Here is a 10,925-nt window from a genome sequence, read left to right as displayed (position 1 = left end):
ATTATGGGGAGTCCCTGGGCAGGGCTTCGCCATTTCGAGCGGTTTTTCGAATCGTCTTATTTCTGGGAATTATTATGGAATACGTTGTCACTGAGTTTATATTCCTTGTTGTTTGGCTTCCCGGTTCCGATCCTGTTAGCCTTGTTGATTTATGAGATCAACGGCAAACGGATGAAGAAATGGTTGCAAAACGTAACCTACATCCCTCATTTTCTGTCCTTGGTTGTCATCGTCGGCATGTTGAACGTGTTTCTCGATCCGAACACGGGTAAGGTGAATCAGCTGTTAGCACTTATCGGCGTTGATCCGGTTCCGTTCATGCGCAAAGCCGAATGGTTCCAGACGGTGTTCGTATCCTCTGACATCTGGCAGCACATGGGCTGGAGCTCCATCATCTATTTAGCGGCTTTGATGGGCATAGATCCAACGCAATACGAAGCGGCGAAAATGGATGGAGCCAGCCGGTTTCAGAGGCTTTTGCATATTTCGCTGCCTGGCATGCTGCCAACGATTGTCATCATGTTTATTTTGCAGGTAGGGCATCTGATGGACATCGGTTTTGAGAAAGTACTGCTCATGCAGAATCCGATTAATGCCAGCAAAGGCGAAATTCTAGCCACATTTGTATATAAAAACGGTATTCAGCAAGGTCAGTTCAGTTATACAGCAGCAGCAGGATTGTTCAATTCGGTGATTGATTTTATCTTGCTCATTCTTGTAAATAGCTGGGCTCGTAAAAAGACGGATTCTAGCTTATGGTAGGAGGCGACCAAGATGACAGCCTATGAATCAAGAGGAATACGGTCGAGAGACGATAAGCTCTTTGATGCTTGCATTTATATCATTGCGGGGATTGTATTGATCATTGTCCTGTACCCGTTGTTGTTCGTAGTAAGTGCTTCATTCAGCGATCCTGTTCATGTCATTGAAGGCAAAGTGTGGCTGCTGCCGCAAGGGTTCACATTGGAACCTTATAAGCATGTATTTGAGAACGACGATATCTGGAAAGGCTACGGGAACACACTCCTGTACACACTGGCTGGTACTTTCGTTAATATCGTACTCACTGTGCTGGCTGCGTACCCGCTTTCACAGCGTGATTTGCCAGGGCGTACGTTCATCATGGTGCTAATCACGATCACGATGTTTTTTAGTGGCGGCTTGATTCCAACCTATCTATTAATCAAATCGATGGGGATGATCAACACGGCATGGGCGATGATTTTGCCCGGAGCGATATCTACGTATAATCTAATCGTGATGCGGACTTTTTTTCAAAACGGCATTCCCTACGAGCTGCAGGAATCCGCATGGATTGACGGTGCATCTAATTTCCGTCTACTGTTGACTATCGTCCTTCCGTTGTCGACGCCAATATTGGCGGTCATGGTGTTATTTTACGGTGTAGGGCACTGGAATGCATATTTTAACGCAATGATCTACTTGAAGGATCGGGAATTATTCCCTTTGCAGCTCATTTTGCGTGAAATCTTAATTCTTAATCAGTCCGAGAATATGGGTCTCGAGGGAGCGGGGATGACCGAGCGAGTCATGATGGCAGAAAGCATTAAATATTCCGTGATCATCATTTCAAGTCTTCCTGTGCTAGCCCTATACCCTTTTGTGCAAAAATACTTCGTACAGGGCGTCATGATTGGTTCTATCAAAGGATGAGCTGGTGCTCGTCGCATCGTAGTTGATTACACACACGGAAAGGGGATTTCACATGACACAACCCAATATTCTGTTGATCCAAACGGACCAGCAAACGACGGAGACGTTAAGCTTATATGGCAATCCCGCTCTGCATACACCAGCACTGGAAAGCCTTGCGCAGCGCGGAGTTGTCTTTGAACAAGCGTTCTGCAATTATCCAGCTTGCTCGCCTTCACGGTCATCAATGATGACGGGCAGGTATTGTTCAACATTGAACTTGCATGCGAATCATATGTTGATCAACCCTGCAGAAACGACATTGCCACAAGTTTTAAAAGCACACGGCTACCAGACATCCTTAATTGGCAAAAACCATGCCTTTATGAAGGACGAGAAAGAATCGTATTATCCAGGTGGAATACCAGAGCACACGAGCACACTTGCGAACGTGTTCGATTACGTCAGACTTGGCGATCATGGGCATTTAGTTGACGGCTATCGCGATGACCCAGAGGTTCAAGCCGCACATCAATGGGCGGTCAAGCATTGCTGGAGCTCTCCGCTCGGACATGGTGTTAATCCAGCTCCGCCTGAGAAATGCGGAACGTATTTACTTGGGGAGACGATGCTGAATTATTTGGAGCAGGTGCGTAGTGAAGATAAGCCGTTTTTTACCTGGCTGTCATTCCCTGATCCTCACACGCCATATCAAGTGCCTGAGCCTTATGCCAGTATGATTGATCCGGCTGACGTGCCAATGCCTCCGCTGGATACACATAAAGGGAAGCCGGAACGGGTGCGGGTAGCCCATCTGATGGATGCGATGGATACGGCAGATGAGGCTCTTATTCGGAAAGTTCGTGCTATTCATTACGGCATGATTCGTTTTATTGACGATACTTTGGCCAACATATTCGCGAAGCTTGATGAGCTGCAGCTCTCTGACAACACCGTGATTCTGTTCGTTTCTGATCATGGCGATTCGATGGGCGCGCACGGGATCATTCAGAAACATAACTTTTTCTATGATTCATTTACGCACGTTCCTTTTGTCATGTCCATTCCTGGGTATGAGGGACAAAGAAGAAGCTCCCATCCCGTAGAACTTGTTGATGTAATGCCTACCTTACTTGAGCTGGCAGGGGCGCCAATTCCACCCGGCTGTCAGGGAAGAAGCTTGGCTCCTTTCCTACTCGGAGATTCCACAGACCCCAAGAGGGTTCCGATTTTTTGTTTTTTTAAAATAAAATTATTACCAAATTCATTTAATAAATTACATTTTATTAAAATCTCTCGAACGTATAATGATTACAAGAGATAACCGATCAAGATTTGTAAGGGAAGAGGGATGATGAAAGTGAAAGCGGTTTTAGGAGACTACAGAGAGAATATAAGTACAAAAAAGAAAAACAGTATCCTACGTAGCATAAAAAGAGATTCTCTCTTATATTTACTTTTACTGCTGCCAATGGCGTATATCATCATTTTTAAGTACGCCCCCATATACGGTGTGTTGATGGCGTTCCAGGATTATAACATTTTCCAGGGAATTAGCGGGAGTGAATGGGTTGGACTAGACGTATTTAAATTCATTTTTGAGCAGAAAAGTTTTTATCGTGCGCTTACGAATACACTAGTTCTAAACTTTCTGGATTTGATAGCGGGATTCCCGGCACCTATCATCCTGGCAATTTTGTTGAATGAACTCCGACATGTCAGATTTAAAAAAGTAGCCCAAACGATTCTTTATTTACCTCACTTCTTATCTTGGGTCATTATCGGAGGTATGGTTTATCTCATGTTTGCTACAGGCGGCATGGCGAATAGTGCGCTGTCTAGCCTTGGACTGGGTCATATCGAGTTCCTTTCTCAAAAAATGAACTGGCTGATCATGTATGTAGCTGTTGGGGTATGGCACAGTGTAGGATGGGGGACAATCATCTATTTAGCATCAATTATCGGAATTAATAAAGAGTTATACGAGGCTTCAGATATTGATGGGTGCAGCAGGCTTCGTAAAATTTGGCATATTACATTGCCAGGAATTAAGCCGACAATTATCATTTTACTTATTTTGCAAATTGGAAAAATGATCTCGATTGGATTCGATCGTCCGTTTGTTATGGGGAATTCCCTCGTTAGTGAATACTCTGATGTTATCAGTACTTACGTGTATCGAATAGGAATTGGATCAGGGGATTTCTCGCAGGCAACAGCAGTTGGACTATTCCAATCTGTTGTAGGATTGATATTCTTAGTGGCTGCGAATTTTATTGCCAAAAAAATCGGTGAGCAGGGAATATGGTAAGGAGTGTGAGTTGATTGATTAGAAAACAAAGATTTAATGTCGTAGATAGTTGTATTATGTTATTCATAACGGGTGTTGCGATTACTTGCCTTGTTCCTTTTTTATATATGATTGCGCTTTCTCTGAGTTCGAACAATGCCATTATTTCTCAGAAAGTTGCTCTCTGGCCTGTAGAATTCACATTTGACACCTATAAAACGATTTTAAGTGATGTAAGCATGATTTATACACTTGGTTATACAATTGTGCTCACTATTGTTTATACAATCTTCTGTATGTTTTTAACAATTTGTGCAGCGTATCCGCTTACAAAGAAGAGACTAAAGGGACGAAGTTTTGTTTTAACCGTTTTAGTCATTACCATGTATTTTAGTGGTGGCCTCATACCTAGCTATATTTTGGTGAAAAACCTGGATTTGATGAATACGATGTGGAGCTTAATCTTGCCCGGCGCTATGAGTGTTTTCAATCTGATCATACTCAAAACTTTCTTCGCATCACTACCAGAGAGCTTGGAAGAATCGGCATCTATAGATGGCTGCAATGAACTGGGAATTCTCTTGCGAATTGTTCTGCCACTATCCATGCCTTCGATAGCAACATTAAGCCTCTTTTACGCGGTTGACAGATGGAATGGCTTTCAAGATGCACTTTTTTATATTACAGACAAGAACTTGTATCCGATGCAATTAAAACTGTACCAAATCATAACAGCAAATCAGCAGTTAGACTCCCAGCAAGGCGAAGGCAGTGTTGGAGCTTTTATTGTTCCTGAATCATTGAAAGCTGCTAGTGTTATGTTTGCAACAGTTCCAATCCTTATTGTTTATCCTAAACTCCAAAAGTATTTTGTTGAAGGCGTAATGACAGGAGCAATTAAGGGGTGAGGAATAGGTTTGACGGCTAGAAAGGGGTGATGAAATAGCAGTAACTCCTGAGAAGCACGTGTATCAAATGCTAGGAATGATCCAAACGACAAAGTGATAAAAGGTGAGGTTAATATGAAAATTAAAAAGATGTTGGCTTTAGTACCGGTTTTAACAATAGTAACCAGCGCATTGGCAGGATGTGGAAGCGATCAAACGAAGGAAGGCCAGTCCACGTCCACGGCAGCTGCAACGGCTTCAGGCGCACCGGTTACTCTGACGGTAGAAGTATTTGATAGAGGTATTCAAGGGCAGCCGGACTTGAACAATAATACCTGGACAAGGTATATCAATGATAATTTTGGGAAAGCGAACAATGCGGTTGTGAAGTTCGTTCCAGTACCCAGATCACAGGAGATAGATAAGCTCAATGTATTGATGGCTTCAGGTGAAGCGCCTGATATATCCTTTACGTATGATGGAGCAACCGTATCCAGATACGCCAAAATTAATGGTATTCAACCATTGGATGAGTTATTGGCTAAGCACGGTAAGGAGTTAACGAATTATCTGGGCAAAACCGTTCTTTCTTATGGACTTTATAATGGAAAACAGATGGCGATACCTGCTAAAAGGACATCATTGGCATGGGGCGGCATGTTCATTCGAAAGGATTGGCTGGATAAATTGGGCATGCCGGTTCCTACAACGAGAGATGAACTATACAATGCTTTAATTGCCTTCAGAGATAAAAATCCAGGAGGCGTGAATGGTGTCATTCCGTGGGGATTGGCAGCAACGGGTATGAATTATGGGTTTGGAAATTTAAGTGAATCCTTCTGGGGGAAAGAGTCAGATGAAGAATTCGTTACAACGCCAGGCTGGCTAAAACCCGGAAACAAGGATACACTAAAGTTCCTCAACAAGCTCTATAACGAAAAATTAATCAGCCCTGATTTTGCTTTAGACAAAACAGCCAAACAAGCGGATGCTGATGTTACGAACGGTAAAGTCGGATTCTTCAGTGCAAACTGGGATTATCCGCTAAGACAAAATATCAGTGAGCCGCTCAAAACAAATGTGCCAACTGCGAGCTTTGTTCCAATTGATACTTTTAAAAACGATGAAGGGAAATATAAGAAAATCGCGTACAATGAAAATGGCGTGAATGTCTTTATCCCAAAAAGCAGTAAAAATGCAGATTTGGCAATCAAATACCTGAACTGGATGGCTGACCCTAAAGTATTATTCTTCCTGCAATACGGTCAGGACGGCGTTAATCACAAGATGGTTAATGATATTCCGCAGGTGATTACTCAAACCGGTGACAATATGCAAACGAGTTATCTAAATCTAGATTACACGCTGGTAGTAAATGGTGTGGAGCTTGGAGATCAACAGAAGAATATTAAGGCTCTAGCGGCTTCTGCTCCGGGATATGAGGCTGTTGCTGAGAAATCATACCAGATCAATACGACAGATACTTACACAGGCTTCTACTTTGATACGCCTAATGAGTCCAATATTAAGTTTGGCAAAACACTCGGGGATCTGAACAAACAAATGACGGATAAACTTATCGTCTGTAAGCCTGCAGAATTCGACGGTTTGTATGACAAATTGGTTGCAGAGTATATGGCAGCTGGCGGGCAGGCTGTTATGGATGAAAATGTGAAAATATACAAAGCCATGCAAGCAACTAAGAAATAGTAATTAATTAGAAAAAACATATATGGAATAAAAGCCTATGGACATAACAGAACATGTCCATAGGCCTTTCTAGTGGAACGCCTAGCAATCTTGTTATCCTGCTGTTAAGTAGATAGAATGAAATAGATTAGGGCAGAATCAGCTGTCTAGGGGGTACTTATGTACAGTGTTATTATTATAGATGATGAACCGTGGGCGATAAAAGGTATAAGGAATGTCTTTAACTGGGAGCAATACGGTTTCGAAATAACAGGCCAATTCACAAGCGTCCATAAGGCAATCGAATTTATAGACGAAGAGTGCCCTGATCTAGTTTTTACCGATATTAGAATGCCCGAAATTTCCGGTCTTGAGCTCATGAGGATGACCAAAGAAAAGGAATTGGATGTTGAGTTTGTAGTTGTAAGCGGTTTCGCTGAGTTTGCCTATGCGCAGGAGGCCTTAAGATATGGGGCGCTGGATTATTTCCTCAAGCCCATAGATATTGATATGGCCGATCCGCTAATCGAAAAGCTGGCCTTGCATTTTACTAAGAAGAGAAGTGTTCGAAATAACCTGATCCTAGAGGCTTTGACTTCAACGGATAAAAGTGAATTAAGTCGTTTAACGCCATTTTTTGATCATTCTTCGGACGATTACTTTCGTGTGGTGATTATTTACGCAAATAGTGAGAACAAGGATTATAAGAACTTAAAATTTTTCGACCGTAAACAGACATTGGAAATAGATTTTGGATCAAGAAAAATGCTGTATATTCTCAAAAGCAGTGAAAAAGCGGATTTGGAAAATGTTCAGGATCACACCGTTTTCAGTGGATTAGATATAAAAGCGGTAGGAATCAGCAGCATTTCATCCAATTATGATCATATTGCGAAGCTGATTAAGGAATCTGATCTCGCTGCCTCACAAATATTTTTAGATGAAGAAAAAGGTGTGTTTGAATACGAGCCAAGATTAACGATTGTTAAGCCGTTTATAGATGAAATTTCCACAATTATTCAGGAGAATAAGTTTGATGAAATGGATTACACCATTGAGAGAGTCGGGGAATTTTTCAGGCATAATCACTTAGGCATGGGAGAGGTAGTCTACTTATGGAATCAAGTGGTTAGTGTGCTAGTTGGCACTTATTATGAAGAGTTGCGAGACATGGAGCTTGATTTCCTGAATTATTCGGAACTGAAGGAGCGCTTTGAGAACTTCGAGTCCTTATGCAGTTTTTTATATGACATTTTGATATACATCAAACAATTGAACGGTCATACTGTTAATGAAGGTGATATCAACACTTATTTTAGCCAGATGGTTAAATACATCGACAATCATTTTCAGTCCAGGCTATACCTCAAAGATTTATCTGCTAAATTTTACATTAATCAAGTCTATTGCTGCCAGTTTTTCAAAAAGAATTTGGGTAAAACCTTCTCGGAGTACGTCACTGAATTGCGAGTAAAAAAAGCTTGTGAGCTTTTGAAACATACAGAATTGTCCATTGAAGAAGTTGCCACGAAAGTAGGGTACATAGATTACTATTACTTCAACAAAGTGTTCAAGAAGCAATGCGGGATCACGCCTACGAAATTCAGAAAAAGTTGATGGCTAGCGATCGGAGTGGGGATTTTGCAGATTAGTAGACTGAAGCTCAAACATCAGATCTTACTCATATTTTTATTTTCAATTATCATATTTACCACAATGGAGTTGTATTTCTATTACAGCTTCTATGATCTGACGCAAAAAAGGGCTTCCAATTATGGAAATAAAATCATTGAGCAAACACGCCAGAAGATCGATACCGTATTTAATGATTTAGAAGTGAGTACAAATATCGTTGTTAATAATAAAAAAATCCAAGAATTTACAATTGAAGATGATGATTATAAGAGAGCATTTGATATCGGGAGTTACGTCATTGATCTCATGGAGTATATGAGGTCTTTTAATTCGTATGTGAATGGCATTGTTCTTAATGACAAAGATGGAAGACGAATATACAGTTTAGCTACGGCAAATGGTGATATATTTTTTTCGAATCAATATGATGAATTTATTAAGTCCTATAAACAGGATAGCGAGTCTGCTAAAAAGGGAACGTATACAGATATTCTAAAAGACGAAAAAACAGGAAGCGAATATTTCTTTTATATAGCACCTATTATTGAATCTATTGGCGGGGTTCGGTTCTCACAACAAACCGGCTACTGCTCTGTTATGGTGAATACGGAAAGGCTGCAAGAACTTGTTAAAAATACGGATTTAACGCCTAACTCTACTTTGTATTTACTAAATGGCCGAAATGAAGTCATTGCCTCAAATAATGTGAATTTCCGCGGCATTTTATTCAAGGATATCCTCTCTGTAGATCGGGACAGTTTAACCAATGGCGTCAAAACCAATATAAACGGGGAAGACGTCATCGTGCAGGAAAAAGACCTGGAGCAAGCAGACGGATGGCGGATCGTAAGCATTATTCCAGTGCACGAATTGACAACCGACATGAACGCTATCAAAAATGTGAGCATTATAGCGGGAATCGGTATCATTCTAAGTTTGATTATTTTAGGATATTTCTTCTTGAATAATTTGACTCGGCCTGTCATGGGTCTTGTAGCTGATATGAAAAAAATCGGTAAAAGGGACATGGGCTTTCGGATCAAGGTGCGCTCAACGAATGAAGTTGGTGTTCTAGCTTATGATATCAACAGCATGATTGACCAAATGGAAGAGATGGCAAGCAACATATTGAATACGCAGGCAAGATTATACGAGTCAGAAATTAGCAAAAAGCAAGTTGAATTTTCGGCTTTGCAAAGCCAAATTAACCCGCACTTCCTGTATAATACATTAAACTGCATAAGCAGTATCGGACTTGAGTATGGCAGCAAGGAAATTGCACAGATTACTTCTTCTATGTCAAAAATATTTCGATACAGCATTAAAGAAGATGAGCTTGTTCGGATAAGCGAAGAAATTCAGTGTGTCCAGGCATACTTGAATATTATATCAATTCGATATGAAAACAAGTTTTCAATGGAAGTACATATGGATGACAAGCTGCTGGACATGAAAACACCTAAAATGGTCTTGCAGCCCATCATTGAAAATTCTGTCTATCATGGCCTTGAACGTAGGGATGCAGGTGGAAATCTACGTGTTAACGGTCATATTGATGCGAATGGAGATGTCTGCTTCCAAGTGGCGGATTCTGGGATAGGGATCGGCCATGATGAACTCGAAAGTATTAAAGCGAAGCTGAACATGGGTTATTCGGAGCGAGTGAAAAACAGCCCGGATGGAAAAAGTATCGGCCTTTCCAATATAAATAACAGGATTAAGCTGATGTTTGGAGAAAGCTACGGGGTAGAAATTGAGAGTCAGATTGGCATGGGGACTACAGTGATCGTTAGAATTCCTTCTATCTAATTGGGTAGACTTGGGTATACTGAGAAAGGTATCTCAAAAGGAGTAACCATTATGTTCAGGATTCTTGCGAGAATCCTCCTCGCCGTGGGGCTTCCACTTATTGTTGCAATCCTTTGGGGGCTTTTTATCTCCCCCAAAGCTAGGTTCTCTCTAAGGATTAATTTGGAGGTATGCAAATGAGAACTGAAGATCAAGTTAAGCGTATGATTAATCAATTGGAACAAACCGTGCAACGACTTGATTCAGCAGAAAACGCTGATGAAATCAAAGATATTCGTTCCAAAATTGAAATTCTGGAGTGGGTATTGAATGCACCTATCGGAAAGTATCACGCTTGAACCATTCGTAGGACATTGCAATAATTACACCTCAATGAACTCATTGAGGTTGTTTTGAATACTCTCATTTATTATTTGCAATGTTGCAGCGGCGGCTCCGTTAAATGCAACATGTAATAAACTAATCGAGGAGAGTAGATCCTTGTCACGCATAATATCTTCACGTGTAACATTAAATCCATCCAGACTGGTCGGATGCTTAGATTCCTTGAGAGTCGCTTCCACATCTTCTAGTATATTGAGCATTCTGTCGCATCTAAAATAAGTTAATCCTGATTTGATGGCTAGCCATACTTTTGGCTGGGCCATAATGTATGCACTCCACCAATAAAACTCGGCTAGCGATTTAATAGCATGATTATAATACACTTTGAAGGAAAATAAGGCTTTCTGACCATTGGTTAGCTCTTGATAAAATTGTTCCCGGATTATGGCGCTATTCTCGATTGATTGCTCTGTGACTCTTTCTTTATAAGCTCTAATCAACGGTTCGAAACAAACATTACATAGTACGTCTTTTGTTAATAAGTCAAATTCTTGCTGGGTCATCTTTAATCTCAAAATATAATCACGCTCCTTACCATAATTATACAGAAGTTGAGCGAGAATAAAACCCACTTATTG

The 10,925-nt window shown here is 41.0% G+C and carries 11 protein-coding genes; 10 read left to right on the top strand and 1 reads right to left on the bottom strand.

All coding sequences use genetic code 11. From position 1 onward, the window contains the following. From AC1DUA_RS14025 to AC1DUA_RS13980, 10 genes are all read left to right on the top strand, one after another. The coding region (locus tag AC1DUA_RS14025; RefSeq protein WP_477500348.1) for an ABC transporter permease at positions 1-762 on the top strand (762 nt) is incomplete at its 5' end. Between the two features lie 12 nt (positions 763-774). Beyond that, on the top strand, positions 775-1,674 hold the full coding sequence (locus AC1DUA_RS14020; protein ID WP_477500347.1) for a carbohydrate ABC transporter permease: 900 nt from the start codon (positions 775-777) through the stop codon (positions 1,672-1,674). A 52-nt stretch (positions 1,675-1,726) separates the two neighbouring features. Then, a complete protein-coding gene (locus AC1DUA_RS14015; RefSeq protein WP_477500346.1) occupies positions 1,727-2,977 on the top strand; it encodes a sulfatase family protein in 1,251 nt (416 codons plus the stop codon). A gap of 36 nt (positions 2,978-3,013) precedes the next feature. After that, complete coding sequence (locus AC1DUA_RS14010; RefSeq protein WP_477500345.1) at positions 3,014-3,964, top strand: ABC transporter permease; 951 nt, start codon at positions 3,014-3,016, stop codon at positions 3,962-3,964. 56 nt (positions 3,965-4,020) lie between these two features. Then, on the top strand, positions 4,021-4,851 hold the full coding sequence (locus tag AC1DUA_RS14005; RefSeq protein WP_477500349.1) for a carbohydrate ABC transporter permease: 831 nt from the start codon (positions 4,021-4,023) through the stop codon (positions 4,849-4,851). Between the two features lie 114 nt (positions 4,852-4,965). Next, the gene (locus tag AC1DUA_RS14000) at positions 4,966-6,540 is read left to right on the top strand and encodes an extracellular solute-binding protein (protein WP_477500344.1); all 1,575 of its coding nucleotides are present in this window, start codon (positions 4,966-4,968) and stop codon (positions 6,538-6,540) included. Between the two features lie 159 nt (positions 6,541-6,699). Further along, positions 6,700-8,136 carry a response regulator transcription factor gene (locus AC1DUA_RS13995; RefSeq protein WP_477500343.1) on the top strand — a complete coding sequence of 479 codons (1,437 nt, stop codon included), beginning with the start codon at positions 6,700-6,702 and terminating at the stop codon, positions 8,134-8,136. A 15-nt stretch (positions 8,137-8,151) separates the two neighbouring features. Next, positions 8,152-9,963: a cache domain-containing sensor histidine kinase gene (locus tag AC1DUA_RS13990; RefSeq protein WP_477500342.1), complete on the top strand. Its 1,812-nt coding sequence runs from the start codon at positions 8,152-8,154 to the stop codon at positions 9,961-9,963. A 51-nt stretch (positions 9,964-10,014) separates the two neighbouring features. After that, positions 10,015-10,143 (top strand): DUF2568 domain-containing protein, encoded by a 129-nt coding sequence (locus AC1DUA_RS13985; RefSeq protein WP_477500341.1) that lies wholly within the window; start codon positions 10,015-10,017, stop codon positions 10,141-10,143. Then, positions 10,140-10,301 carry a hypothetical protein gene (locus tag AC1DUA_RS13980; protein ID WP_477500340.1) on the top strand — a complete coding sequence of 54 codons (162 nt, stop codon included), beginning with the start codon at positions 10,140-10,142 and terminating at the stop codon, positions 10,299-10,301. The genes AC1DUA_RS13985 and AC1DUA_RS13980 overlap by 4 nt, the downstream gene beginning before the upstream one ends. 24 nt (positions 10,302-10,325) lie before the next feature. On the opposite strand, the gene AC1DUA_RS13975 is transcribed toward AC1DUA_RS13980, so the two are convergent. Further along, positions 10,326-10,862, bottom strand: coding sequence for a hypothetical protein (locus AC1DUA_RS13975; protein ID WP_477500339.1), 537 nt, complete (start codon positions 10,860-10,862; stop codon positions 10,326-10,328). Between the last annotated feature and the right edge of the window lie 63 nt (positions 10,863-10,925).

It is taken from the genome of Paenibacillus sp. 01T422 (genome assembly GCF_056398785.1).
Note: the sequence above shows the minus strand (reverse complement) of the source record. Positions and strands in the feature narration are given on the sequence as shown.